26 protein-coding genes are annotated in these 25,378 nt (G+C 35.7%); 11 read left to right on the top strand and 15 right to left on the bottom strand.

What is annotated here, in order from left to right:
- Positions 1 to 30 precede the first annotated feature (30 nt).
- Positions 31 to 690 carry a LuxR C-terminal-related transcriptional regulator gene (locus EIB73_RS02740; protein WP_125022403.1) on the top strand — a complete coding sequence of 220 codons (660 nt, stop codon included), beginning with the start codon at positions 31 to 33 and terminating at the stop codon, positions 688 to 690.
- 105 nt (positions 691 to 795) lie between these two features.
- On the opposite strand, the gene EIB73_RS02735 is transcribed toward EIB73_RS02740, so the two are convergent.
- The 13 genes from EIB73_RS02735 to EIB73_RS02675 all read right to left on the bottom strand — a co-directional run bounded on the left by EIB73_RS02735 (position 796) and on the right by EIB73_RS02675 (position 12,825).
- Positions 796 to 2,289: a carboxypeptidase-like regulatory domain-containing protein gene (locus EIB73_RS02735; RefSeq protein ID WP_125022401.1), complete on the bottom strand. Its 1,494-nt coding sequence runs from the start codon at positions 2,287 to 2,289 to the stop codon at positions 796 to 798.
- A gap of 4 nt (positions 2,290 to 2,293) precedes the next feature.
- Entirely contained in the window at positions 2,294 to 3,667 is a 1,374-nt protein-coding gene (locus tag EIB73_RS02730) for a CsgG/HfaB family protein (RefSeq protein WP_125022399.1), read from the bottom strand.
- A gap of 14 nt (positions 3,668 to 3,681) precedes the next feature.
- The gene (locus EIB73_RS02725) at positions 3,682 to 4,092 is read right to left on the bottom strand and encodes a curli production assembly/transport component CsgF (protein WP_125022397.1); all 411 of its coding nucleotides are present in this window, start codon (positions 4,090 to 4,092) and stop codon (positions 3,682 to 3,684) included.
- Between the two features lie 9 nt (positions 4,093 to 4,101).
- The gene (gene csgH, locus EIB73_RS02720; protein WP_125022395.1) at positions 4,102 to 4,818 is read right to left on the bottom strand and encodes a curli-like amyloid fiber formation chaperone CsgH; all 717 of its coding nucleotides are present in this window, start codon (positions 4,816 to 4,818) and stop codon (positions 4,102 to 4,104) included.
- A gap of 11 nt (positions 4,819 to 4,829) precedes the next feature.
- Complete coding sequence (locus tag EIB73_RS02715) at positions 4,830 to 5,102, bottom strand: hypothetical protein (protein WP_125022393.1); 273 nt, start codon at positions 5,100 to 5,102, stop codon at positions 4,830 to 4,832.
- A 196-nt stretch (positions 5,103 to 5,298) separates the two neighbouring features.
- Complete coding sequence (locus EIB73_RS02710) at positions 5,299 to 6,117, bottom strand: hypothetical protein (protein ID WP_125022391.1); 819 nt, start codon at positions 6,115 to 6,117, stop codon at positions 5,299 to 5,301.
- 512 nt (positions 6,118 to 6,629) lie between these two features.
- Entirely contained in the window at positions 6,630 to 7,997 is a 1,368-nt protein-coding gene (locus tag EIB73_RS02705; protein ID WP_125022389.1) for an MATE family efflux transporter, read from the bottom strand.
- 88 nt (positions 7,998 to 8,085) lie between these two features.
- Entirely contained in the window at positions 8,086 to 8,817 is a 732-nt protein-coding gene (locus EIB73_RS02700; RefSeq protein WP_125022386.1) for a DUF72 domain-containing protein, read from the bottom strand.
- On the bottom strand, positions 8,807 to 9,409 hold the full coding sequence (locus tag EIB73_RS02695) for a hypothetical protein (protein WP_125022384.1): 603 nt from the start codon (positions 9,407 to 9,409) through the stop codon (positions 8,807 to 8,809). The genes EIB73_RS02700 and EIB73_RS02695 overlap by 11 nt, the downstream gene beginning before the upstream one ends.
- A 15-nt stretch (positions 9,410 to 9,424) precedes the next feature.
- A complete protein-coding gene (locus EIB73_RS02690) occupies positions 9,425 to 9,961 on the bottom strand; it encodes a type 1 glutamine amidotransferase domain-containing protein (protein ID WP_125022382.1) in 537 nt (178 codons plus the stop codon).
- Positions 9,962 to 10,103: 142 nt separating this feature from the next.
- The gene (locus tag EIB73_RS02685) at positions 10,104 to 10,637 is read right to left on the bottom strand and encodes a ferritin-like domain-containing protein (protein ID WP_125022381.1); all 534 of its coding nucleotides are present in this window, start codon (positions 10,635 to 10,637) and stop codon (positions 10,104 to 10,106) included.
- 254 nt (positions 10,638 to 10,891) lie between these two features.
- Positions 10,892 to 12,076, bottom strand: a complete 1,185-nt coding sequence (locus tag EIB73_RS02680; protein ID WP_125022379.1) for a sigma-54-dependent transcriptional regulator — start codon at positions 12,074 to 12,076, stop codon at positions 10,892 to 10,894.
- A gap of 80 nt (positions 12,077 to 12,156) precedes the next feature.
- Entirely contained in the window at positions 12,157 to 12,825 is a 669-nt protein-coding gene (locus tag EIB73_RS02675; protein WP_125022377.1) for a YggS family pyridoxal phosphate-dependent enzyme, read from the bottom strand.
- A 185-nt stretch (positions 12,826 to 13,010) separates the two neighbouring features.
- Here EIB73_RS02675 and EIB73_RS02670 point away from each other — a divergent pair, with 185 nt between their 5' ends.
- From EIB73_RS02670 to EIB73_RS02660, 3 genes are all read left to right on the top strand, one after another.
- A complete protein-coding gene (locus tag EIB73_RS02670) occupies positions 13,011 to 13,409 on the top strand; it encodes a hypothetical protein (protein WP_125022375.1) in 399 nt (132 codons plus the stop codon).
- Between the two features lie 794 nt (positions 13,410 to 14,203).
- Positions 14,204 to 14,992 carry a sensor histidine kinase gene (locus EIB73_RS02665; RefSeq protein ID WP_125022373.1) on the top strand — a complete coding sequence of 263 codons (789 nt, stop codon included), beginning with the start codon at positions 14,204 to 14,206 and terminating at the stop codon, positions 14,990 to 14,992.
- Positions 14,980 to 15,624, top strand: a complete 645-nt coding sequence (locus EIB73_RS02660) for a response regulator transcription factor (protein ID WP_125022371.1) — start codon at positions 14,980 to 14,982, stop codon at positions 15,622 to 15,624. Before EIB73_RS02665 ends, EIB73_RS02660 begins: the two co-directional genes overlap by 13 nt.
- Before the next feature lie 141 nt (positions 15,625 to 15,765).
- On the opposite strand, the gene EIB73_RS02655 is transcribed toward EIB73_RS02660, so the two are convergent.
- Entirely contained in the window at positions 15,766 to 16,455 is a 690-nt protein-coding gene (locus EIB73_RS02655) for an SIR2 family NAD-dependent protein deacylase (protein ID WP_125022370.1), read from the bottom strand.
- Positions 16,456 to 16,730: 275 nt separating this feature from the next.
- Between EIB73_RS02655 and EIB73_RS02650 the strand changes: the two genes are divergently transcribed.
- The 7 genes from EIB73_RS02650 to EIB73_RS02620 all read left to right on the top strand — a co-directional run bounded on the left by EIB73_RS02650 (position 16,731) and on the right by EIB73_RS02620 (position 22,823).
- Complete coding sequence (locus EIB73_RS02650; RefSeq protein ID WP_317132679.1) at positions 16,731 to 17,069, top strand: GNAT family N-acetyltransferase; 339 nt, start codon at positions 16,731 to 16,733, stop codon at positions 17,067 to 17,069.
- 102 nt (positions 17,070 to 17,171) lie between these two features.
- Entirely contained in the window at positions 17,172 to 18,701 is a 1,530-nt protein-coding gene (gene gpmI / locus EIB73_RS02645; RefSeq protein WP_125022368.1) for a 2,3-bisphosphoglycerate-independent phosphoglycerate mutase, read from the top strand.
- 158 nt (positions 18,702 to 18,859) lie between these two features.
- Entirely contained in the window at positions 18,860 to 19,837 is a 978-nt protein-coding gene (locus EIB73_RS02640; RefSeq protein ID WP_125022366.1) for an acyl-ACP desaturase, read from the top strand.
- Between the two features lie 147 nt (positions 19,838 to 19,984).
- On the top strand, positions 19,985 to 20,416 hold the full coding sequence (locus tag EIB73_RS02635; protein WP_125022364.1) for a BT0820 family HAD-type phosphatase: 432 nt from the start codon (positions 19,985 to 19,987) through the stop codon (positions 20,414 to 20,416).
- A 48-nt stretch (positions 20,417 to 20,464) separates the two neighbouring features.
- Complete coding sequence (gene map, locus EIB73_RS02630) at positions 20,465 to 21,274, top strand: type I methionyl aminopeptidase (RefSeq protein ID WP_125022362.1); 810 nt, start codon at positions 20,465 to 20,467, stop codon at positions 21,272 to 21,274.
- Positions 21,274 to 22,053, top strand: coding sequence for a methyltransferase domain-containing protein (locus tag EIB73_RS02625; protein ID WP_125022360.1), 780 nt, complete (start codon positions 21,274 to 21,276; stop codon positions 22,051 to 22,053). Before map ends, EIB73_RS02625 begins: the two co-directional genes overlap by 1 nt.
- Positions 22,054 to 22,094: 41 nt before the next feature.
- Positions 22,095 to 22,823, top strand: a complete 729-nt coding sequence (locus EIB73_RS02620) for an SGNH/GDSL hydrolase family protein (RefSeq protein ID WP_164467845.1) — start codon at positions 22,095 to 22,097, stop codon at positions 22,821 to 22,823.
- On the opposite strand, the gene ligD is transcribed toward EIB73_RS02620, so the two are convergent.
- Positions 22,820 to 25,378: a DNA ligase D gene (gene ligD / locus EIB73_RS02615; protein WP_125022356.1), complete on the bottom strand. Its 2,559-nt coding sequence runs from the start codon at positions 25,376 to 25,378 to the stop codon at positions 22,820 to 22,822. The genes EIB73_RS02620 and ligD overlap by 4 nt on opposite strands.

Below are 25,378 nucleotides of genomic sequence, written 5' to 3'. Positions count from 1 at the left end.
ATTTACTAAATTCGTACAAACTAACACACCATGAAAAAAAAAATTATCCTTTACGAAAGTCAGAGGCTTTACTTAGATTGTATACATTACTTTCTACAAAGCAATGTTATTAGTAAAAACTACCAGATTGTAGGAATTACCGAATTTGGAGATATTGAAAAGAATATCACTACCGAAAATTCTGTTTTGTTCCTAAATGTTACAGGAATTAATACCTTCGATATTACAGATTACATTGAAAAATTCCTCGAAATAAATCCCACCCTGAAGATTATTGTCAATTCCCTCACTCCCGAGGCAAGAATGATTAAGAAATTTTTTGACAAAGGCGTAAAAAGCTATTTGGGTGGAACGACCAGCAAAGAAGAATTTTTAGAAGCACTTCATCAGGTAATGGACGGCAAAGTCTATGTAAATGATAATGCAAAGAATGCCCTGTTGAATTTCATTTGTAGCGTAGATGATCTTTACGAGAAAAAACATAATAGTGTAGAAGATCTGACCGCGAGAGAGAAAGATGTTCTTCTTCTAATTTGCGATGGTTTGCGATCAAAGGAAATTGCTGAAAAGCTTTTTATCAGTACGCATACGGTGGAATCACACCGCAGAAATATGATGTTGAAATTCAACACTAACAATTCTTCTAAACTGGTGAAATTTGCCTTAGAAAATCGTTTGGTTGAATATTGATTTACAATAAAATATAAAAATAAGAGCTGACTAAAATAGTCAGCTCTTACTGTTTTAAAAAAAGAAGAAAGTTGAGGAATAAATTCCTCAACCCCCTTGAAAACATCACTCCCAGTCCGGCATTTCTGCGTCAGGGAATAAGTCTGTTCTGCTATTATCTTGTAAGATTACTTTTGTTATTTTTTTGGCGGAGATGCCATCGTTTGAGGTATTCACAAAAATAACGTCTGCATCATTTGGTGAAAATCTTGGATCCAAATCATTACTGCCATCTGGTTTTTCACTTAGTACCGATAAGTCGATATTCTCATCAGTCACTAAATTGTAAATGAACATGTGAGTATCAAGCTGTCGATAATTCGCTTCTTGATGTCCGGATATATCGTAAGTATAGAGTAATTTACTTCCGTCAACTGAAAAGTTGAGTCCGCCCGCTGCACCAGGAACATTTTCTAAAACTGTTTTCACGGTGTTACCGACCAAGTCAATGATGTAAATTTTCACGTTGTATCCATTCGCATCATTGGTCTTTAAAGCGATTTTACTTCCATCGTAACTCCAGTCACATTCTGAAATAAAACTACCATCCGGTGTTGTGTAGACCAGTTGGAGTCCACTGCCATCTTTATTTATTCTATAGAGTTTGGTAAAGTTGGCATAAAGAAATTCTTTTCCGTTTTTACTCCAGGCGTAATCAATTTCAGCATTATCAAAACCTGCAACCGGAACTGCCGTCACTTGGAAAGGATTAGATCCATCGGTATTTGCGGTGAAAATCTGCGCATTACCACCAACCGTTCTTAAAAATGCAATGATTTGCGAATTTTGATTAAGTCGTGGTCGCCAACTGTTTTTGTCAAAAGGTGTGAACTGAAAATTAACGTTTGCTTCATCACTTGAAACGATATAATAACTTCCGTTCATTTTTTTCACATAATGAAATCTGTTATTAGGAGTTGTACTGGTTTTGAAACGGAAAACGGGACTGTTGACTTCAGGATTGATTCCATCAGAAACTGACACCTGCCAATAGTAGGTCACTCCAAATTTTAGATTTTCCAGATAATAATGTTTATCCGTTAAATCTTTAATTTCAATAACATTTGCATCAAAGTCATTTTTAACCACCACTTTATATTTAAGAACGTCGAGAGAATCCGCATCGTTGCAATCCCATGTTAAATCAACAGCTAGTGGTTGATCAACTGCATTGTCAACCGGACTTAGCAAAACGGGAACTGATGGCGAACTGTTTAATGAATCATCATCACTCATTTCGAAAACGACACTTACAGTCTGCTCATTATTTTTAAAACTTACCCCTTGAAAGCTTGTAAGATACCCGGTAAGTTCAGCACGCACAGAGTAATCACCCAAGGGAATATTTTCTATAATAAAACTGCCGTCATCTTTTGTAAAAACAGTTTCGGTAGAAGGAGTAGTAAATAATTTTACATTTTTAATTGGCTGATTTGTTCCTTTTTTTATTACGATTCCTTTTAAGGTCGCTACTTGCACCTTATCCACTAGATCTTCACTACAGGAAGAAAGTGAAAATATAAAGAGGAAAAATGTTAATATGTTAAATATATTTTTCATGATCTTAGTTTTTAATTTTTTTAGAACCGAAATAATAGTTAAGGCCGACCCCAAATCTTACCCCCATATCTTTTTTCTTACCGTTAACGAAATTGTCCCAATCATCGGTAAAACCAAGATCATACTGAGCAACTGCGCGTACGCCCAAGTTTTTACCGGCTAAATATTCGAATCCACCACCGACCTGTGCTTTATAAAGATTAACGGTGGGATGGAAAAAGTTTCCAACTCCGGCATAAACAAATGGCGAAAATTTAAATTTGGCAAGAAAGAGATATTCCAGATTTAATTCGGAACCAAACACTTCTTTCTTATAGATATCTTTATTTTCTAAGGTAACCGCACTCACATTAACTTCTGCATTTAGGTTATCCGTTATAAAATATTTTATACCTACTTTTCCGCCTAACGTCGTTGTGGGGTTCACATAATCTCCTTTAATTTTAAAAGCTTCTACATTAGCAAAGACAGACATTTTCCCCCGTTCCTGATCTGGGAACTTATTACCAATCAATCTGGAGTCATTTATCTTTTCTTCTGAAGTGTAGTTTTCAATCAATTTGTCGAAGTCATGAGGATTTACCTGTTTGTTAGCCCACAAATTATCTTTTACTCCTTCGATAATTAAGGAGAGTACCGCTTTTTCAATCGCCTCCGTAACAGCAAGTTGTACGGGTTCATTTTGAGTTATACCGATGTCAGATTCCAACAATCTTTCCGTATCGATAAATCGGAAGAAATTACCATTGATACTGGTAGACAAAATTGTTTTGGAGGTGTAAACAGTTTTTAGAATTTCACCGGTAGAGGTAGAGACTGCTCTAATATAGACTGTGATTCGATCCTGTCTATATTGTGCTCCGGCGCCAAGTCCAAAATAGCGCGCTCCAATCCCCCCAGTCATTACATTGGTATCATAGGAAATTACACCACCTTCCAGTAACACTCCTGCGAAAAGCAGAGGTGGTAAAGCAGCCACATCATTTGAATCATTCCCGGAATATTCTTTTCTGGTACTTCGAATAATCTGTCTTTCGTTCAGAAGATTACCAATATTTTCTCTTTCGATTGGAGTAAACCATTTACTGTCTTCCAATGCTTTTAATAAAATTGAAGTCGTTCCCTGCGGAATTGCAGTACTCCAGCTTGCGCCATTTTCTGCTGCTTTGTATTGTCCTGTTTGATCTCGGAATTTGTAAACTCCGACCACAATTTTATCTTTTGGTGCGGGCAGTTTTCTTATTTCTGGGGTGTAATTCGTATTTTCTCCTAAAGTTGATTTTTCGTTGCCAGTGGGTAAATTAAATAATGTACAATTTTGAAGAGAAAATAAAAGAACTGATAGAAATGCTAATTTTATAAGAGTAGATGTTTTCATGTGTTTTTTGTTTTTTAGCCGCCCGGAATTACAATTTGAGACTGTTCACCGGTGTCGGTGTTCAAGATCGAAATCAATAATCCTTGGCCGGTCTGTATAACTTCAAGGTAAATAGAACCGAAAATGTAAGTTCCAGGTTGTAAGTCACCATCCCCAAATTGATCTCCAAATAATTTCCGAGATAATTCGCTGAGGATTTGTCGGTTCAGACTATCTGTAAAACTGCTTAAAGAATTTAAATCCTTTAATGAACTGGTGCGGGAGTTGCCTTCATCAAATTGATTTTGAGCGCTTGCAGAACTCATTAACCACTGATAATTAAAAGTATCGCCACCAAAAGCGGGATTAACAGGTTTATAGACGAGCTGTTGGGCATTTAGGAATGAAAATCCTAAAAATGATATGAAGAAAAATAAATTTTTCATGATGTTATATTAATATTTGAATTCTTTGTTCCGAAGGCTGTTTCGGGAATTGTAACTGATCAGACTTGCCAATGCCTTATCGGCTTCTGCTTCTATGGATTCCTCATCAGGTTTTGATAGGAAGGCGTGAATCACCTGATCGTCTATTGTGACGACAATACGGGTGTTTCTTCCGAAAGTCGGCATTTCTGAAACGGTAACCGTACCTTCTAATTTTGTTTGGAGCTGATTATATTTCTTAAAAAAAGAATCATAAAAGCTTTGTCCAATTCGGGTTTTGGTATCGTCTATGGTGAGACCGGCTAATTCCAAATTACTTTCCGGAATATAACTTACCTCAGAATCAAACTGATCGCCGTTGATTTCCAGGCTGTCTTTCGAAACAACCTGATCACTTTCTTCATCCTTTAAAAATAAAAACACTTTTAATCCATCATTTTTTGACAGATTAATATTCATTTCGGAAAGAGTTTTGGTTTCTTTAGGCTTTATTGAAAATTTTCCACTTTGTTTATTAGTTGAACTTCCTGATTTTCCTTTTTTAACGGAAACCATAATGTAATTGAGATCACCATAGATCTCTGAACTGTTGCTTGCGACGGCTTTTATTTTTAGGCCACCTTCGTGATTATCGGTAACTATTTTTCCTGTAACTGCTGCATTCTTTTGTGCAGATGTTTTGTTGTACAGAGAAAACATGACCAGAATTGCGATGAGAGTTTTCATTTTCAAGGGGTTTAGTAATTTCTCATAAAGATCGTCATGTCATTGGCGTTAATGTTAATTTTCATTCCATCAGAAATGCTGTTACTGCCAGTAATGTCTATATAATTACCCGAACCTTTTACATTGATCTCTGCATTTGTAGGGTAGTTATTTGGATTTACAAAATAGGTGGTGTTGAAATTTCCTGTTTGTGATAGCTCAATATAACTTGGAGTTTTATCAATCACTTCAATTAAGTTACCGGTTCCGATTTGGGTCGCAATATCTATACTTTTATTTTCCATAGCAGATTGTCTTATCTGCGAACTAATGTAATAATCTAAGATATTGGAGCTGTTAATTTTATTTAATGAAATATCTTGAGCCGACATAAAATGAAAAGTACATAAACAGAGCATTAAAGTGCATAGCGTTTTCATGATGTTATGAATTAAAATACAGGAGAAAACGAGTTCTCCTGTATTTATTATTTAATATTACCTAGTTAGATTGTGTAATAATCATCGTGTTAGAGTTACCGATTTGAGTACCAATATGAACATGATCATCACCTGTTTGCCAAGTATCAGCATAGTTGCCGTCACCAATTTGCCAATCATCAGCTAAGTTTCCATTACCCCATTGGTATTGATACAAATCGTTATTGTCTCCGATTTGTAAACCTAAAGTGGTATTGTCGTTTCCAGTTTGGTGAGAGTCTGCAGAGTTATTATCTCCCATTTGTAAATGGTCTGCATAATTTCTGTTACCGTCTTGAAGTTGGTGGATGTAGTTGTCATCTCCAATCTGTTCAGCGTTAGCCTCATTTCTGTTTCCATACTGTTGTTGGTTAACAAAGTTGAATGCTCCATCTTGCATAGAAGACGCGTCATTTCTGTTTCCGATTTGGGTTTGAAAAGCTTCATTTGCAAAACCATCTTGCTCCGCATAGGTCGTATTTCTATTTCCTTGCTGAAGTTGTTCTACATAATTAAAAATACCATCTTGATCAGTTGTAGCACTGTTTCTGTTGCCGTACTGCTCTGTGGAGTTTTCATTTAAAATACCAACTTGGTCAACATTAATAGAGTTTCTATTTCCTTGACTTAAGGCATTGTTTAAATTCCACCAGCCAGTTTGGTCAACATCTGCTGTGTTACGATTACCGTCCTGGGTCAGGTAATTTTCGTTTTGGTACCCTGTTTGGTCCACTGTTGCGTAGTTAAGGTTTCCCAATTGAGTGGTTACATCTAAGTTTCCTTGTGCAAAAGCGAAACTTACTGCCATAAGTGCGCAAGCACTTGTAAATAATTTTTTCATGGTTAAAAAATTTTATTGGTTAGTTTGTGATACAAATGTATGTTGATTGCCAACTCGAAAAATCACAGATATTAGTGAAATTTAGAAAATCAATAAAATTGGTGAAGCCTATGGTATAATCACCTTTTCAAAATTTGACTCTGAAAAATGACTCTTTTAACCAAGGAGTTTTACTGAATTAAAGCACATATGTAAAAGTTAATTAAAGCTGATAGAACCAGGACTTAATTAACTGCTCTATAGAAGGACAAAGTATTTACAATTAATTTATAATACCCATTTCGTCGGAAGGAGCTTTGTTAAATGAACATTAACAATGAAATAAATGTATAAAAACATCTTATAAGGATCAGATCCTCTTTATTAAACTAAAATTTAAAGCATAAAAAATCCCAAAGATCAAACTCTTCAGGATTTATATAGATAAATGATATCGAATTAATAAACTGTTCGTCTCAATTTAATTTAAGAAGGATCAAAAAATTGAAAGTTCTTAATCTTCTTCTGGCGTTTTATTGGTTAATAGCAAAATCTATCTTTCGCTGGGAAAGCTTTAAAAACCTCATCACGAGCAAAATTGCAGATATTGTTAATCCTAATCCAAGGGCGATCCACATTCCCCAAGCACCCATTCTTAAAGTCACACATAAATAATACCCCAAAGGAATGGTGATAATCCAGTACGCAACAAAAGTGATCATAGAAGGAATCTTTACATCCTGTATTCCACGTAAAATCCCGAGAGCGACCACCTGAACACCGTCTGACAACTGGAATAGAGCGGCAATAATCAATAATTTAGAAGCGAGAACAATAACATCTACATCTTCTTTCTGGGTGAAGAATGTCGGTAATATATTTCTACCAATGATAAAGAATAGCCCACAGAAAGCCATAAATATGAATACAATTTTCAGGTTATTAATACCCACTTTTTTCAAACCTACAAAATCGCGCTCTCCAGATCTGCGCCCAATCATTACGGTCGACGCGACACTAAATCCTATACTTAAATTAAAGGTGAAAGACGCCATGGACAAAGCAATTTGGTGAGAAGCAATATCATGTGCAGAAATAAGCCCACAAATAAATGCAGCACCTGCAAATGCGGTGACTTCAAAAAACATCTGCAACGCTGTAGGAAAACCGATCTTTAACATTTTCTGAAACATCACCTTAGAAAAACCTGCAAGTTTCAAGGAAAAGTGTTTGATATATCTTCGGGTTCCGGGCTGTTTTAAAAGTACATAATAAAGGAATATCATCATAAAAATTCGAGCGATGAGACTTGCAATGGCTGATCCTTTTACCCCCATAGGAGGGAATCCAAATAAACCTTTAATGAAAACATAATTAAGAACGATATTGATGATATTTGCAATAATCGTAGCTTTTGTCACTCCAATTGTAAATGATAAACCTTCGCTAAATTCCCTTAAAGTTTGAAAAGCCATAAAGGGAACAATACTCAGTGTCATAATTCCTAAAAAGCTGATGGTATCAGGAATTATTTCCTGAGGCTGATCCATATGATAGAGTAGTGGCATTGCGGCCAACATAATAATCATGAGGATTAATCCTATTCCCATATTAATGATAAACCCATGTCGAAAAACAGAATTGATGGTGTTGTGATCATTTCTGGAATGAGCTTCAGAAACCAAAGGAGGAATTGCCAAAGAAAAACCTAAGGCAAAAACAAAAATGGAGAAAAAGACGGCATTTCCCAGAGATACAGAAGCCAACGCCTGTGCACCCAACAATTTTCCAACAATAATATTATCGAATAAATTCACAGAAACTTGCCCGACTTGTGTCAGCATTACAGGTAATGCTAGTTTTAAACAGGCTTTGGTATATTGGGGATTCAGAAAGGCCATGAAATAAAAAATTTCCTGCAAAAATACTGCAAACTTTCTGGATATGTTTTATCGGATTATTTTTTATTCCAATATTGATCTTCAGAATTTAAGACTTATTCAAAGCTTTATCGAGAAAAAGAGCATTTTTGATGCCGGCAACTCCAAAGGTATTATTGAAAAATAGATAAGATGTTCCTTTAAAATTTTCTATTTTTTTTGCTAAATCTTCTAATTCTGACTCTGAATATTCCGATTTAAAAAGCTGAGGAACGCCATGCAAACGATAGTACAAAGTGTTATCATTATTTATAACGACATCATCGGGAATATTTTTTGGAAATGAAACGCCGGCGAAAATGATTGCGTTTTTCTTTAACGCTTCCTGAACTTCAGAATTCCACCATGATTCATGTCTAAATTCAAACACATTCATATAATTCCTGTCGCCCGCATTCAGTACTTTCTCTAAATTCTCCGGAGTAAATTGAAAAGAGGGTGGAAGCTGAAATAAAAATCCCGCAAGCTTCTCTTCTAAGCCTGCGGAAATATATTCGCAAAATAACGAAACCTCCTGCTTTACTTCTGTTAACTTTTTAAGATGTGTAATTGCTTTTGGAATTTTAATGAAAAATCTAAATTCCGTTCCAGTTGAGTCATACCATTTGGCTAATGTCTTGACCATTGGTTTGCGATAAAAAGTAGAGTTAATTTCTACAGCAGATAAATGCTCAGAATAAAAAGCAAGGTAGTCTTTAGACGGAAGATCTTCCGGATAGAAAAAACCTTTCCAATACCCCTGCGCAAATCCGGAACAGCCAATGTATCTTTTATTCTTCAATTTTGATCAGACCATTTGTTAGACCTTTCCACTGAATCGTGCTTCCAATCATCATGGCGCCGAAAGCGACCATTTTATTTCTCAACTTTTCCGAAATACCTTTATCTTCCGTATTTGGAACTTCATTTCGGGCATGAACTTGCGCACTGATCATCTTTCCTTCCCTTTTAATAATAAAATTAGAAGTAGAGTCTGAATCTAAAAAATGAGTAACCGAAGAATCCTTTTCGCTCGGCTTGGAAGTCGGTCGAAGTCTGATATAGACCGATTCAGAATTATCATTTTTATCCTCTTCAACTACTTCTACCTTTGCCCAATCTAAATGATCCGGATCTTGATTTGGAAGCAAAGGGATTTTAATGGCAACTAAATCACCAACTTTCGGTGACTCAACTATAACATTACCGTTTGAGTTTCGGAGGGAAAATTCAGCTTTTTCTTTTCCGGCGAAAAGTTCCCACGAATTAATATCCAGAAATCTTTTCTTTACGGTCTCAAAATGTTTCTCAGCTAAAGCGACAGTTTCAAACTCAATATTTGAAACCGCGTCACTTTCAGCGCCTTTAATTTGTGGAGGGACTTTATGGTTCATGATTAAATATTGAATTTATTTACCGAACTCTTCCACCATTCTTTTATTAAAAGCGGGCAGATCTTCCGGAGAACGGCTTGTCGTAAGATTTCCATCGGTTACCACTTCTTCATCAACCCAGTTTGCACCGGCATTTTCCAAATCTTTGGAAATTGTTTTGTAAGATGTCATTTTTCTGTCTTTCACAACTCCGGCATTAATTAATGTTTGCGGAGCGTGGCAAATTGCAGCAACAGGCTTATTGGCAGAGAAAAAATCTTTAACAAATGAAACTGCTTTTTCATCGCCACGCAAGGCATCTGGATTAATAACGCCTCCAGGCAAAAGTAATCCGTCATAGTCCTTACAATCTGCATTAGAAACGGTTTGATCAACGGTAACAGAGTTGCTCCATTGATGATCCTTCATTGCTTTTATTTCACCTGATTTTAATGATACGATCTCAACCTTGGCACCCGCATCTTTTAGTGCTTTTACGGGACTTTCTAATTCGGACTGTTCATAACCATCAGCAGCTAAAACCGCTATTTTTTTATTATTTAAGTTTGACATAATATTTATTTAATTTAGAAGCAACAAAAATTTTGCCGCAGTTCTATCATTTATTACTATTTGGTATTGTTTAAGGATATTTTAAGATTAAATAACCTAATTATCATTTAAAAAGGTGATCTAATTCCGACCACCTTAATTATCATTTTGCTTTGATGTTAATTTCTGTTTTAGCGAGCTTCGTTAAGTCTTTGTCGCATGTTTTTTCTTCTTTCAGGGTTTCAAGAAGAAGTTTTAGAACTTCTTTTTCGCCGAGTAATTTGGCATAAGTCGCCATCGTACCGTACGATGCAATTTCGTAATGTTCTACTTTTTGAGCCGCTGCGATAATCCCTGCATCTCTTACTGCTCCTGGCTCTGTTTCTTCCATTATTCCTTTTGCTTCTTTCAGCAGACCGTCCATTGCTTCACATTTCACGGCTTGTGGTTTCAATTTTAAAGCTTTAAAAGCGTCTTCTAATCTTTTCACCTGCGTTTTAGTTTCAGATAAATGTGCGTCTACGGCTTTTTTGAGGTGAGGAGATGTAGCGTTTTTAGACATTTTCGGAAGATTTTTCACTAAGGCTTTTTCTGCCCAATACAAATCCTTAATTCCGTCGATCATAAAATCTTTTAATTTGTCAGCTGCATCCGATTTTGGAGCAATTTTTCCTTTTGGAGCTGTTTTCTTTGCCATAATTTAAATTTTTAATGTTTATTAGGATATTGAAAAACAGAAATTCATTTAGGTAAATATAAAAACGTCATTTTCAAATAAAACGCTTCTTCATCACATTTTTTATTACTAAAGGGGGAATTTCTTTATATTTAAAGTACATCAACTATGCCAAAAGAAGAAAAGTACTATTAATTAGATAAAAAAAACCAAAGTAAAAATACTTTGGTTAGTCTATATTATCGTTTAAATGAAATTACATTTAAGTGTTAAGTCTATTTTCTTACAAAACTGATCACGTCATTTTCATTAATTGGGTTTGACCCTAAAATGATTAATCGCTCTACGACATTTCTCAGTTCCCGTATATTTCCGGTCCAGCTGAAATTTTCTAACGCTTTAATAGCCTTATCATCAAATTTCTTTAATGCTGTGCCATGTTCTTCAGAAATAATTTTAGCGAAATGCTCTACCAGAAGTTTAATGTCATCTTTTCTTTCATCTAAAGAAGGAACGTAAATTTCAATTACTGAAAGTCTGTGATACAAATCTTCCCGAAACTTTCCAGACCTAATTTCTTCCTGCATATTTTTATTCGTGGCTGCTAAAACTCTAACATCAACTTTGATTTCTTTGTCGCTTCCAACCGGCGAAACCTTACTTTCCTGAAGAGCACGAAGTACTTTAGCCTGAGCAATCAACGACATATCACCAATCTCATCCAGAAAAATGGTTCCATTGTTTGCAAGTTCAAATTTACCTTGTTTATCTTTTATCGCGCCCGTAAAACTTCCTTTAACATGTCCGAAAAGTTCAGATTCAATCAATTCTGAAGGAATGGCAGCACAGTTCACTTCGATCATTGGTCCCTTGCTTCGGTCACTTTGCGCGTGAATGGCGTGAGCAACCAATTCTTTGCCGGCACCGTTTGGCCCGGTAATAAGAACTCTGGCATCAGAAGCTGCAACTTTCTCAATCATTTCCTGAATTTTTTTCAACGCAGGAGATTCACCAATCATCTGATATTTTTTATTAACCTTCTTTTTCAAGGTTTTATTTTCGGTACTTAAATGTTGATTTGATTTTTGAAGATTTCTTTTATCTAAAGCATTTTTAACACTGGTGATCAAGCGATTAATATCAATAGGCTTGGATATAAAATCGTAGGCTCCATCTTTTAGGCAGTCTACGGCAGTATCAATATCAGCATGACCAGAAATCATCACGAAAGTGATATCGGGTTTTAATTGTAAAGCTTGTTTTAAAAGTTCTGTTCCGGAGACTTTCGGCATTTTAATATCCGAAACGACCAAAGCGAAATCATCTTTCTCAATATGTTTAAGTCCTTCTAAACCATCTTCGGCAATAATGAATTCATAATCAGACAGTTCATCAGAGAGAATGCTCTGCAATACCCCGGAAATAGCTTTTTCATCTTCAACAATTAAGATTTTTTGCATTAGTTAAAATTTATGGAATTAATAAAAAATTTTGTGTGAAAGTAGGAATCTAATTAGCAATAATCGTTCCCAAAAGGTTCTTATACGATATCTCTGCGACCGAAAATTGCAGAACCAATTCGTACGGAATTAGCACCGCATTCTATAGCCAGTGGGTAATCATTGCTCATTCCCATAGAAAGAGTGTGCATTTGTTGTTTTAAAGAAAGTTGATCAAAGATCTGTTTGAGGACCGTAAATTCTTTTCGGATCTGATTTTTATCCTCCGTAAAAGTGGCCATTCCCATTAATCCCACAACATCTACATTCGGATATTCATTGTTTAGGAATTCTACAAATAATTCCTTTGCTTCATAAATTTCAAGACCATATTTTGTCTCTTCCTCAGCGATTTTTACCTGTAAAAGAACTTTGATTTTTCGATTAAATTTAGCAGCCTGTTTATCTATCTCTAAAAGTAGTTTTTTAGAATCAACGCTTTGTATGGTATCGATAAATTCAGCAATATATTTAACTTTATTCGTTTGCAGGTGACCAATCAAGTGCCATTTAATATCTTTTGGTAACTGGGGATATTTTTCCACGATTTCCTGCACTTTATTTTCTCCAAAAGTCCTTTGTCCCAGATCATATACGGTTTTTATCATTTCCGCAGCATGCGTTTTTGAAACAGCAACCAATTCTACATTTTTGGGTAAAGCACTGATAATTTGGCGATAGTTTTCTTCGAGATGAGCGTTTTCTTGCATTGTTTCTACTTAGCGCAACCTAAAGTTGTGTTATAAAATTCAAAAGTGAAATTTAAGTAATTAATCTTTTATTTACAAAAGAAGAGGAAAAAAACAAATTCGTTTAAAATAAATTTGATTTTGGGTGATTTCACTTATTTTTTTCCGCAATTTAACGTTAGATTTGTTAAAATCAAAAAATAACCATGAGTAATTTACAAAAACACTTAATAACAAAAGGTGAAAGCGAGGTTTTATCCCGCGAATATGATACCAGCAACTATGCCGCAATTAATAAAATCAGACCTGCCGCTAAACCAGACTCGAAAACATACACTTATGAACTGGAAGTTTTGCAGGATTATATCAATTTAATCCGTGATGGATTGGAAAAACAAGGCGTCAAAAATAAAGGAATAAAAATTTCGCTCGGTAAATATCCTGAAAGTGGTTTTACAGACCGGTTAGATCCAAAATATAAAGGTTACCAAACGGTATTCTTTACTGCAGTTGATTTAGATGATAAGTCGGAAAATGAATCCGATAAAAAGAAAGGAAGCGGGGGATTACCAGGTTTAGATTTTGGGCAGCTTTGTCCGCCTTGATTTCTAACAGAAAATATAATAAATAGATAATTCGGGTAATCATCCGAATTTTCTTTGATACAAACAATTCGTTGAATTAAATATCCGGTAATAAATATCAACTCAGGCGATATAGCCAACTTAAATTTCAAAGCTTATGATTGAATGGAACAGAGATGTTGCAAGTGCGATCCAACTATTGTTGGTCTTATTATTTTTTATCTTACTCGTTATCTTCCGAAAAAGGTTGGGTAGGGGAATCATCTATTTAATTTTGGCTTCGGCCATTGTAGCAGGTACAGACAGTTTTGTTTTTTTTATGAGATTGAAATCGGCAACATTCAACAGTATAGCCATTTATTCTATCGCGGTAAATTTGTTCGTGTTTCTTTTATTCTTCATTTATTTTTATCATGTGTTAGAACTTAAAAAATCGAAGAAATTAAGTTTGTTCCTTTTGGGATCTTTTCTCACCACTTATATCTTCTTTGCTATATTTTCGGAGGATTTTTACAGTAAATTTCCCTTTATCTTTTACTTTGTTGAAGTCATTTTATTGATGGGGAATATTTATCTTGTTATGCACGAAGTCTTTAATTCCGATAAGATTTTAAATATAAAACGATATTATCCAATTTGGGCTTGTGTAGGAATCATGTCTCTCTATCTTGGAGTAACACCCTTGCTAATTATCAGTAATTCAGTTGAAAGACTAATGAATATCAAAATATTTTTCATAATTTTATTTGTTGTAAATATGATAGGTTATTCAATACTCATAACAGGAATTTTTTTCGCGCAAAATATTAAAAAAGGTGAACCTTACAGAAACTGATTTTTTACTGAGCATTTCAACCTTCATTATTCTAATTGTCATCTTAATGATGGTTTTAGTTTACGGAGTCTTTATAAAGAAAAAGTCTCAAATGATTTTGGCGCAACAGAAAAGGGATGCCTTATTTGAACAGGAACTTGCCATCTCCCAGGTAGAAATTAAAGAGCAGACGTTAAATTATATTGGGCAGGAATTACACGATGATCTGGGTCAAAAACTTTCCGTTGCCCGATTGATGACTAATAAAATCGCATTGGCGAAAGAGGAGGATAAAACGAATATTGCAAATGAGATCAATATGTTGATTGGGGAATGTATTCAGGATATTAGGAATTTGTCAAAAGTTTTCATTAGTACGCAGGTCAAGCATTTTGGATTTGTAGAATCTCTGGAAAGGGAAATATTTAGAATTGAGCGACTGGAATTGTTAGAAGTTGATTATCACATCAATAATCACAGTTTGGAAATTAACGCAGATCACTCCCTTATTTTATTTAGAATTATTCAGGAATGTATAAATAACGTGATTAAACATGCAAAATCGAATAAAATAGAAGTCAAGATTGAAGATAAATTAAACGTTATTGAGATTCATATTAATGACTACGGAATTGGATTCGACAGAAACATCAACGATGATGGCAGCGGACTGAAAAACATTTTCAACCGTGCAAAAATAATCGATGCAGATTTTAATCTTAAAAGCGGTAAAAACAGCGGGACAGAAATCACCATAACTTATAAAAAACGTGCGGCATGGAAAGAATAAAAATTGCGATTGTAGATGACCATAAACTGGTTTCGAAAGCGTTGGAGAATATGATTTCCTTTAATCCGGATTTCGAAGTAGTGATGAACTGTTTCAACGGAGAAGATTTCTTAAAAGAACTGGAGCAACAGAAAATTTTACCGGAAGTTGTCCTGATGGATATTAATATGCCAAAAAAAAATGGCATTGAAACTACCGCTAAATTAACGGAGAAATATCCTGATCTTAAAGTGATAGCTTTAACCATGGAAGATAATGAAACTACAATCATTAATATGTTAAAGGCGGGTGCGAAAGGATATCTTCTGAAAGATATGTCGCCAGACATTCTTTTTAGTGCCATTAATATCGTTCACCAAAAAGGAATTTTTTACACTGATATTGTGACTCAAAGTTTGCTTAAAATAAAAACCGAGGAAAAAGCAACAATTGAAATTAATAAATCCCTAAAAGACAGGGAACTGGAATTTATCAAATTAGCATGTTCCGAACTTACCTACAAAGAAATTGCCGAAAAAATGTGTCTGAGTCCACGTACGATCGATGGATACAGGGATTCAGTATTTGCTAAACTTAATGTAAAAACACGCGTCGGTATCGTCTTGTTTGCAATAAAACATGAGATGTGTTAATTAGGGTGTTTTCACGCTGTTATTGCTTATACATTTGTCTTACTTTTGTACCAACACAGAAGCACGAATAGTGAAAAAAAAAAGAGAGCCGGTTTTTAATCGGTTCTTTTTTTTTCTAACGAAATATTTGAAACCCTGGAATCATTTCATATTATTCAAAAATTTCTTTGTTAAAATCTTCATTCCCTCCGTCGCTGACATTTGAAAATAATGTTCTGATTTTGTGTAACTATTGGATAATTTAGGGTCAATAACAAAAATTTCACAATCGTCCGGTAAATAATGAATTAACCCTGCTGCCGGATAAACCGTCATCGAAGTACCAATGACAATAAAATAATCTGCCGTCGAAGTAATTTCTATGGCATTTTCCATTTCAGAAACTGTTTCACCAAACCAAACGATGTGTGGCCTCAGTTGAACTCCTTTGTCATTTTTATCCCCAACATTTAAATCATTTTCCCAAACTACAATATCCACATCAGAGTCTATAGGTCTTGCTTTTTTAAGTTCACCATGAAGATGAAGAACTTTTTTAGAACCGGCCCTTTCATGCAAATCGTCTACGTTCTGGGTGATAATTTCCACGTCATAAAATTCCTGCAATTCTGCTAAAATTAAATGAGCATCATTGGGTTCAACTTCGTTTAATTGCCTTCTTCTGGCGTTATAAAAATCTAACACCAGTTGCGGATTTTTACGAAAACCCTCCGGACTCGCCACATCTTCAATGCGATGATTTTCCCAGAGGCCATCATGATCCCGAAAGGTTTTTACCCCACTTTCTGCAGAAATTCCCGCACCGGAAAAAACAACAATTTTCTTTTTCATGTTTACTTTTTTACTATTATACGTTCAAAATTAATAAATGCGGTCATTAAAATTATAATGTTCTTTAAATTTGTACAAATAAAAAAACGAACATGCACCCATCTCCACTACAATTTAAGCTGAGGATCGCTCAAACAGATGACCAAGAAATAATATGAAAAATTATTCAAGGTGCAATTTTAAGAAGAAAAAAAGATGGCAGCACCCAATGGCAAGATGGTTACCCTAATCCAGAAACTATTCTGAATGATATCAACAATAAAAATGGATATGTATTGGAAGTTAATTCGGAAATCGTGGCTTATACAACCATTATTTTTGAACCTGAACCTGCCTACAATGAAATTGTTGGCTCGTGGCTCTCTGATCAAAATTATGTAGTAGTTCATCGTGTTGCAGTTCATGATAACTGGCTGGGAAAAGGGTTAGCAACCAAAATATTTGAACTGACAGAAGAGGTTGCCCTTTTAAATAAAGTCTACGATATAAGAGTTGATACTAATTTTGATAATGCTCCAATGCTAAAAATCTTAGATAAACTTGGATATACGTATTGCGGAGAAGTGTTTTTTCGGGGATCGTCAAGAAAGGCGTTTGAAAAAATACTTGAATAACTTTAGTATTTAGGAACGTATATTTTTAAAAGATCACGTATTTAGTCGTGAATTTACTGGTAAATCACTAAATTTGTATATCATCAAAAATAAAAAATAGAAATGTCAAAGAAAGCCATTTTAGCCATACTGGACGGTTGGGGTTTGGGCACCGACCCGAAAGTCTCCGCGATTGCTCAGGCCAATACTCCTTTTATGGATTCGTGTTTTCAAAATTATCCACATACAACTTTAGAAGCGAGCGGAATTGCAGTAGGTTTGCCATTTGGGCAAATGGGCAACTCGGAAGTTGGTCATATGAACCTTGGTGCGGGTAGAGTAGTGTATCAAAATTTGGTCAAGTTAAACATGGCCGTAGAAAACGCAACCTTAGGGAAGGAAAATGCGATCACTGCTGCGTTTGACTATGCCTTAAAAAATAAAAAGAAAGTTCATTTTATCGGTTTGGTTTCCGATGGAGGTGTTCATTCACACATCAACCATTTGAAAGGATTGCTTACCGCTGCAAAAGAATATGGCCTAAACGACAATGTTTATGTTCATGCATTTACTGACGGTAGAGATTGCGACCCACACTCAGGCAAAGGGTTTATTGAAGAATTGCTGGAACATATGTCCGTAACGACCGGTAAATTAGCAACAGTTGTAGGAAGATATTATGCCATGGATCGGGACCGTAGATGGGAACGCGTAAAATTGGCTTATGACGCAATGGTAAACGGGATCGGTGAACAAAGCCAAAATGTTTTATCGTCCATTGACAATGCATATAAAAATAATATTACCGATGAGTTTTTGAAACCTATCATCTGTTTGAAAGAAAGCAGTTTGCCCGTCGCAAAGATTGAATCTGATGACGTTGTTTTTTGTTTCAATTTTAGAACAGACCGCGGACGCGAAATCACAGAAGTTCTTTCTCAACATGATTTACCCGAGTTTGGCATGAGTCGTCTTAATCTTTATTACGTCACCATGACCAATTATGATAAAGAATATTCAAATGTGCATGTCGTTTTTGATGAAGAAGTTTTGCATGAAACAATGGGAGAAATTCTTGAGAGAAATGGTCGTACTCAAATAAGAGTGGCTGAAACTGAGAAATATCCTCACGTTACGTTTTTCTTTTCCGGTGGAAGGGAGGAGCCATTTGTCGGAGAAAGCCGTTTGTTATGTCCAAGTCCGAAAGAGGTTCCAACTTATGATTTTAAGCCGGAAATGTCAGCATTTGATATTACAGAGAAAATTTTACCGGAGATTGAAAATGAAACCGCAGATTTCATCTGTTTAAATTTCGCGAATACTGATATGGTAGGTCACACCGGAGTTTTCTCTGCGGCAGTCAAGGCAGCAGAAACCGTAGATCAATGCATTGAAAAAGTCGCTAAAATGGCTTTTGAACATGATTACGCAGTCTTCATTCTTGCGGATCACGGTAATTCAGATGTTATGATTAATGCTGATGGAAGTCCCAACACGCAACATTCTACAAACCTGGTTCCTTTAATTGTTATGGATAAGGACCGAACCTGGAAATTGAAACCTGGAAAATTAGGAGATGTAGCACCATCCATCCTTAAAGTAATGGGAATTGAAATTCCCAGCATTATGACAGGAGATGTTTTGGTTGGATAATTGATTACTTATAAACTGATTTTAGAATTGCACCATCGTTCAAATTTAAATAAATTTGAAAACTAAGATGATCGCTTCTTTTAAAATCGACAAAGAACTTATGCTATAAATAATAATTTTAAATTATATTTGTACGCAAAATTAAAAAAAGAAGAAAAATGTATAATAAATTAGTAAGAATGGAAGTAATGCGAACTCTCGGCAAAGATGTCGATGATTTCATTTCTTCCTACTTAACTCCTGTAGAAAAGATTTGGCAACCCAGCGATTTTTTACCGGATCCTTCCTCAGATAGCTTTAAACATGAAGTTGATGAGTTACAGACTTTTGCACAAGAGATGGGTTACGATCTTTTTGTAACCTTAATCGGTGACTGTATTACTGAAGAAGCGTTGCCAAGTTATGAATCTTGGTTAATGGGCATTGACGGAGTAGATCAGGAAGAAAAATCAGGTTGGTCACAGTGGATTCGCAGCTGGACGGCTGAAGAAAACAGACACGGTGATCTTCTAAATAAATATCTCTATTTATGCGGTCGCGTCAACATGCGTGAGATCGAAATGACGACACAGTATCTTATTCAAGATGGTCTGGACATCGGCACTACAATGGATCCATATAGAAACTTTGTATATACCAGTTTTCAGGAAACCGCAACCAATATTTCTCACCGTAGAGTAGGCACATTCGCAAAGCAAACCGGAAACACAAAACTTTCCAGAATGTGTGGAGTCATCGCTGCAGATGAAGCAAGACACGCAAAAGCCTACAAGCATTTCGTAACTCGAATCTTAGAATTAGATCCTTCGGAGATGATTCTGGCATTCGAAGATATGATGAGAAAAAAAATTGTGATGCCTGCACACTTATTACGTGAATCCGGACAAAAAGCGGGTGAACTTTGGGGACATTTCAGTGATGCTGCACAACGAGCCATGGTTTATACGGGTCAGGATTATATTAATATTCTTTCCGAACTTCTGGAAGACTGGAAAATTGACCATGTCACCGGTCTAAATGAAAAAGCGGAAAGAGCTCAGGAATATTTAATGAAACTTCCATCAAGACTTCAAAGAGTTACAGACCGTATTTCAACTCCCGATTTAGAATGGCAGTTTAAATGGGTTAAATCTTAATAAACACTTTAAAATATAGAGATTGCCAAAGAGCACTGCATCAGTGAACTTTGGCAATTTTCGTTTAATAGGAGAAGCAAAATATAGGGACTATAATTTTTGACGAATTGAAATTTCTTATCTTTGCACATCTGAAATTTAAAACTAATGAAGAACAGTAAAAAACTTGCAATTGATTTCGACGGAACGGTGGTTGATGATGCATATCCGGGAATTGGAAAGCCAAAAACATTTGCTTTTGAAACTTTACGCAAACTGCAGTCGGAAGGATATCGCTTAATCCTGTGGACTTACCGTCATGGAAAAACTTTGGACGAAGCTGTTGAATTCTGTAGAAAAAACGGCGTAGAATTTTATGCTGTAAATTCCAGTTTTGAAGGTGAGATTTTTGATCACAGTCAGGCATCGCGCAAGATTGATGCAGACTTATTTATTGATGACCGCAATTTAGGAGGTTTTCCTGGTTGGGGAGAAATCTATAATATTATTACAGAAAGAATCGAATTTCGGGTAGAAGGCAAAGAAGTTTTAGCCTACTCTAAAATGAAGAAAGACAAGAAAAAAGGGTTATTCTGGTAGTTTCTTACCACGAATGACCACTATTTTATACAACATATACTTACTCCTGTGATACAGTTAAAATCTATAGAAGAACTTCGCTTAATGCGTGAAAGTGCCCAATTGGTTTCTAAAACTTTAGGGATGCTTGCAAAAGAAATTAAGCCTGGCGTTACCACATTACATCTCGATAATCTGGGTGGTGAATTTATTCGCGATCATGGCGGCGAGCCCGCTTTTCTGGGAATGTACGGTTTCCCAAAAAATCTGTGTATTTCTCCAAATGCTGAAGTTGTACATGGTATTCCCAATGAAAAACCTCTGGAAGACGGTGATATTTTATCCGTTGATTGTGGCGTTTATATGAATGGTTTTTACGGAGATCATGCCTATTCTTTTGAAGTGGGTGAAGTTGCTCCTAAAACTAAAAAATTACTGCAAGTCACCAAAGAATCCCTTTACAAAGGAATCGAGCAGTGTGTTCGTGGTAAAAGAGTTGGTGATATATCAAATGCCATTCAGACCTATTGTGAAGCCCATGGATATGGCGTTGTTCGTGAATTAGTGGGACACGGTTTGGGCAGAAAAATGCACGAAGATCCACAAGTTCCAAATTACGGCAGAAAGGGGAGTGGTAAAGTACTAAAAGACGGGATCGTACTAGCTATTGAACCGATGGTTAATTTAAGAACTGAAAAAGTAAAATTCCATGATGATGGCTGGACTGTAACTTCTTTAGACAATTCTCCCTCTGCGCATTTCGAACACGATGTTTGTATTATTAATGGAAAACCCGTGTTACTTTCAACGTATCGTTACATTTACGAAGCGCTGGGAATTGTAAGTGACGAAGAAAAACCATTTACGTTGGATTTTTAATGAAGAAAATCACCAAATTCCTTCTCAACAAAATACCTCGTCCATTCCTAATTAAAGCGAGCATTCTTGCACGACCTTTAATTGTTTTATTTTTTAAAGGAGACAAATTCACAGACCCGATCGATGGGAAGTCTTATCGTAAATTCCTGCCTTATGGTTATGGAAAGCAACGCGAAAACGCTTTATCTCCGGGAACTTTAAGTTTAGAAAGACATCGCCAAATGTGGCTTTATCTTCAAAATGAAACCGACTTTTTTACAAAAAATTACAAAGTTCTGCATATCGCACCGGAACAGGAATTTTTGCGGAAATTTAAAAAGATGAAGAATCTTAATTATGTTTCTGCAGATTTATATTCCCCGATTGTTGATGTAAAAGCAGATATTTTAGATCTTCCCTTTGAAAATGAAAGTTTCGATATTGTTTTCTGTAATCATGTTTTAGAACATATTGAGGATGATCAGAAAGCGATGAGTGAGCTTTACAGGGTGATGAAAAAAGAGGGTTGGGGAATTTTTCAAGTTCCTATGAAAAACGATCTGGAAAAAACATATGAAGATTTTTCTATTAAAAATCCACAGGAACGGCAGAAACATTTCGGACAATACGATCACGTTCGCTGGTACGGAATGGACTATTTTAAAAGATTAGAAAACGCAGGTTTCGAAGTGGATATCAATTTTTATTCTCAAAAATATCCTAAGGATATGATTGAAAAATACGGTTTAAATAAAAATGAGATTTTACCCATCGTTTTTAAAAGATCCGTGAACGGTTGAGAAAAAAATATTTTTTACATCTGTTAAGATCGCTCCCTTTATTGCCGATCATTTATTTTCAGGGAAAAAAAATCAAGAAAGAAATTCCCCTTTTGCCGGCAGCTAAAAATCCTGAAGGTTCCGTCATTATCATTTCCAATAGAAATTTAAAAGTTCTTTTCATTGGCGAAAGTTCTTTTGCCGGCGTCGGAACGGATTACCACAAAAATAGTTTCGCGGGATATTTTGCAGAAAAAATAAGTGAATTATTCCAATCTAATATCCATTGGAAGGTTTACGCCAAGATTGGTTACAATATTGATCAAATCCAACGAATGATCATTCCTAAAATTGAGGAGACAAACTGCGATCTTATTGTGGTTGGAATTGGTGGTAATGATACTTTTGAATTAACGCATCCCAAAAAATGGAGTAGAAGTGTTCAGGTTTTAATTGATGATTTACGGGAAAAATTTCCTGATACTCCCATTTTATTTGCTCAGTTACCAACTATTGAAGCTTTCCCAGCATTTACAGCAGAAATGAAATGTGTTCTGGCAGGGCATAAAAATATTCTTGCTAATTATCTGCATCGGCAGGTTTTAAAGAATAAAAACATCTTTTATCCGTCAGAAAAAATTAATATCCAAAAATGGATGGCAACACTAAAAGATGGTGAAACGGTTGCAGAATTTTTCAGCGATGGTATTCATCCCTCAGAACTTACTTATAAGATGTGGGCTTACGAATGTGCAGATTTCTTGCATCAGTCGTCAGTTAAATTTAATTAGGTTTCGGACAGATTTTCTAAGCTTTTCAGCATATCAATTCCTTTTCCTAAAACAGGTTTAAACAGATCACCTTTCTTTTCAATGCGCTCTAGAGAATTTGTAATATTGAATTCTGTAGCCTTTAAACCAAACTTAAGTTCGTCCCAATTTAAAGGCATAGACACCGGCGCAAATGGTTTAGGCCGAACGCTGTAAACACTCGCGAGGGTTTGTCCCGACCGGTTTTGCAGATAATCCAGGTATATTTTTTCTTTGCTTCGTTTTTTTAGACTTCTTTCTAAAGTTGTAAGATCAGGCAATTTTTTCTGTACTTTTTGCATCAGCAAATGGGCAAAATTCTTTACCTGTTCCACCTCATATTTGGCGTTCATCGGAATGTAAATATGAATTCCAGAGCTGCCGGAGGTCTTACAATATCCTTTGATTTTTGCTGAATCCAAAACTTCTTTTACTGCCAAAGCCGTTTCAATTACGTGATCAAATGTATTATCGTCTGAAGGATCCAAATCCAAAGCCAGCCAATCAGGCTGATCCAGATTTTGAATCGTGGAATTCCAGGGATTTAAATCAATGCAGCCCAAATTATTGAGATAAGCCAGATCATTTGCGGTATTGCAAATTAAGTAGTGGATTTCCTTTTCGTTTGATTCTGAAAAAATACCGATTTTATCGATCCAGTCGGGTGCATCATCGCCCGCGTCTTTATGATAAAAACTCAACCCGTTAATTCCATTGGGAAATCTATTCAATGATTGTGGTCGGTTTTTTAAATGAGGCAAAATATATTTCGCAACAGATTGATAATAATCGATCAAATCACCCTTTGTAATATCACTTTCCGGAAAATAAATCTTGTCTCGATTTGTTAATTTAATGGTGGGTTTTGCAACACCCTTTTTTTTACCTGAGATTATTTCTGTAGATATTTTAGTCTGTTTCTTTCCACTGCTAATCGGAATCGAATCGCTTTCCGATTCCTCCGTGTCCTCATTTTTCAAATTTTCTACCTCTTTATCTTCGCGAAGGCCCATAAAGACAGGGTGACGAAAAATACCATCTTTCGTTTTTTCCGTGTATTTAATTTCACAAACAAGCTCAGGTTTTAACCAGGTTGCCGGTCCATTTGTTTTGGGAATTTCTTCAAAAGGACACTTCTCGGTAATGAATGGTTTAAAAATTTCATGTAATTTTTTTAGAGATTCATCATTAAAACCCGTTCCGGCATGACCGCAATACTGGAGTTGATCATCAATAAAAGTCCCGAGAATTAATGCACCAAAGTTCTTACGAGACCCTTTTGGATCGGTAAAGCCGCATATTAAAACATCTTCCGTATTTTGAAATTTTATCTTGAGCCAATCCGAAGATCGAACGCCTTCTGAATAGTTACTGTCGGCTTTTTTAGCCATCATTCCTTCGAGCTCCATTTTTTTAATCTGATCAAAAAAATCTTTTCCATGTTCGGGAATGTGCTCACAATATTTTACGACTTCATTTTCCACCAAAGCTTCTTTCAATAATTCCTTTCTTTCAATTAAAGTTAAACTTTCAGTCGAATGACCATTAAGCCACAACAAATCAAAAACCTGAAAAGTCATTGCTAAATCAGGATTTTCATCAATCTTTTGTAAAGTTTGAAAATCCGGTTTTCCGTCAGCATTGAAAGCAACGATTTCGCCGTCCAGAACCATAGGAAACTTTTGATCTTCCAACGCTTTTACAATTTTTGAAAATTTTTCAGCATAGTTAAGACCATTTCTGGAATAGAGTTTAATCGAATCTTCCCGTAAATCAGAAATCGCACGATAGCCGTCCCATTTGATTTCGAAAACCCATTCTTTATCATTAAAAGGTTTTTTGCCAACTTTCGCCAGCATCGGTGTAATGAAATCTTTTAATTTTCTTTCCCCGGAAAGGGCCGGAGCATAATTTTTAAATGTCTTTTCTGAGGAGCTAGTTTTCTTACTCCTTTTTTTTGAAGGTCTCGCTTCTTCCCGCAACGTTACTTTAGATTTTGGCGGAACATGATCTTCAGAATTATAATTTTTTTGGGCGAAATCATCTTTATGTTTTATCAAAAGCCAGGCGTTCCCGTCTTTAGAATTTTTGATTTTAACCAAGGCAAATTCACCTTTTAGCTTTTTACCGTGAAGCACAAATTTTAGAGATTCTTTATGCAGTTCGTGTCGCATAATTAAATCGTCTGTTTTTCCCTCCACCTTTTCTAAAGGCTCATAGGTACCGGAATCCCAAATTTCAACTTCGCCACCTCCATAATTTCCTTCCGGAATTGTACCTTCAAAATCTTTGTAGTCATACGGATGATCTTCCGTCATCATGGCAAGCCTTTTATCTGCCGGATCGAGTGACGGACCTTTGGGGATGGCCCAACTTTTAAGAACACCATCCATTTCCAAACGGAAATCATAATGTAGTCGGGTTGCAGAATGTCTTTGAATAACAAAAATAAGTTTGCCACTGTTTTCCACCTTTTCACCTTCCGGCTCAGGAGTTTCGCCGAACTTTCTCTTTTTGTTATAATCTTCTAAAGACAT

The sequence above is a fragment of the Kaistella carnis genome (assembly GCF_003860585.1).
In the GTDB taxonomy this organism is placed as follows: Bacteria; Bacteroidota; Bacteroidia; order Flavobacteriales; family Weeksellaceae; genus Kaistella; species Kaistella carnis.
Note: the sequence above shows the minus strand (reverse complement) of the source record. Positions and strands in the feature narration are given on the sequence as shown.

What these genes read in the sequence shown, in the direction of transcription:
- EIB73_RS02740 (WP_125022403.1), top strand. Translation starts at nt 31, where the DNA reads ATGAAAAAAAAAATTATCCTTTACGAAAGTCAGAGGCTTTACTTAGAT.
- EIB73_RS02735 (WP_125022401.1), bottom strand. Translation starts at nt 2,289, where the DNA reads ATGAAAAATATATTTAACATATTAACATTTTTCCTCTTTATATTTTCA.
- EIB73_RS02730 (WP_125022399.1), bottom strand. Translation starts at nt 3,667, where the DNA reads ATGAAAACATCTACTCTTATAAAATTAGCATTTCTATCAGTTCTTTTA.
- EIB73_RS02725 (WP_125022397.1), bottom strand. Translation starts at nt 4,092, where the DNA reads ATGAAAAATTTATTTTTCTTCATATCATTTTTAGGATTTTCATTCCTA.
- csgH (WP_125022395.1), bottom strand. Translation starts at nt 4,818, where the DNA reads ATGAAAACTCTCATCGCAATTCTGGTCATGTTTTCTCTGTACAACAAA.
- EIB73_RS02715 (WP_125022393.1), bottom strand. Translation starts at nt 5,102, where the DNA reads ATGGAAAATAAAAGTATAGATATTGCGACCCAAATCGGAACCGGTAAC.
- EIB73_RS02710 (WP_125022391.1), bottom strand. Translation starts at nt 6,117, where the DNA reads ATGAAAAAATTATTTACAAGTGCTTGCGCACTTATGGCAGTAAGTTTC.
- EIB73_RS02705 (WP_125022389.1), bottom strand. Translation starts at nt 7,997, where the DNA reads ATGGCCTTTCTGAATCCCCAATATACCAAAGCCTGTTTAAAACTAGCA.
- EIB73_RS02695 (WP_125022384.1), bottom strand. Translation starts at nt 9,409, where the DNA reads ATGAACCATAAAGTCCCTCCACAAATTAAAGGCGCTGAAAGTGACGCG.
- EIB73_RS02690 (WP_125022382.1), bottom strand. Translation starts at nt 9,961, where the DNA reads ATGTCAAACTTAAATAATAAAAAAATAGCGGTTTTAGCTGCTGATGGT.
- EIB73_RS02685 (WP_125022381.1), bottom strand. Translation starts at nt 10,637, where the DNA reads ATGGCAAAGAAAACAGCTCCAAAAGGAAAAATTGCTCCAAAATCGGAT.
- EIB73_RS02680 (WP_125022379.1), bottom strand. Translation starts at nt 12,076, where the DNA reads ATGCAAAAAATCTTAATTGTTGAAGATGAAAAAGCTATTTCCGGGGTA.
- EIB73_RS02675 (WP_125022377.1), bottom strand. Translation starts at nt 12,825, where the DNA reads ATGCAAGAAAACGCTCATCTCGAAGAAAACTATCGCCAAATTATCAGT.
- EIB73_RS02670 (WP_125022375.1), top strand. Translation starts at nt 13,011, where the DNA reads ATGAGTAATTTACAAAAACACTTAATAACAAAAGGTGAAAGCGAGGTT.
- EIB73_RS02660 (WP_125022371.1), top strand. Translation starts at nt 14,980, where the DNA reads ATGGAAAGAATAAAAATTGCGATTGTAGATGACCATAAACTGGTTTCG.
- EIB73_RS02655 (WP_125022370.1), bottom strand. Translation starts at nt 16,455, where the DNA reads ATGAAAAAGAAAATTGTTGTTTTTTCCGGTGCGGGAATTTCTGCAGAA.
- gpmI (WP_125022368.1), top strand. Translation starts at nt 17,172, where the DNA reads ATGTCAAAGAAAGCCATTTTAGCCATACTGGACGGTTGGGGTTTGGGC.
- EIB73_RS02640 (WP_125022366.1), top strand. Translation starts at nt 18,860, where the DNA reads ATGTATAATAAATTAGTAAGAATGGAAGTAATGCGAACTCTCGGCAAA.
- EIB73_RS02635 (WP_125022364.1), top strand. Translation starts at nt 19,985, where the DNA reads ATGAAGAACAGTAAAAAACTTGCAATTGATTTCGACGGAACGGTGGTT.
- EIB73_RS02625 (WP_125022360.1), top strand. Translation starts at nt 21,274, where the DNA reads ATGAAGAAAATCACCAAATTCCTTCTCAACAAAATACCTCGTCCATTC.
- ligD (WP_125022356.1), bottom strand. Translation starts at nt 25,378, where the DNA reads ATGTCTTTAGAAGATTATAACAAAAAGAGAAAGTTCGGCGAAACTCCT.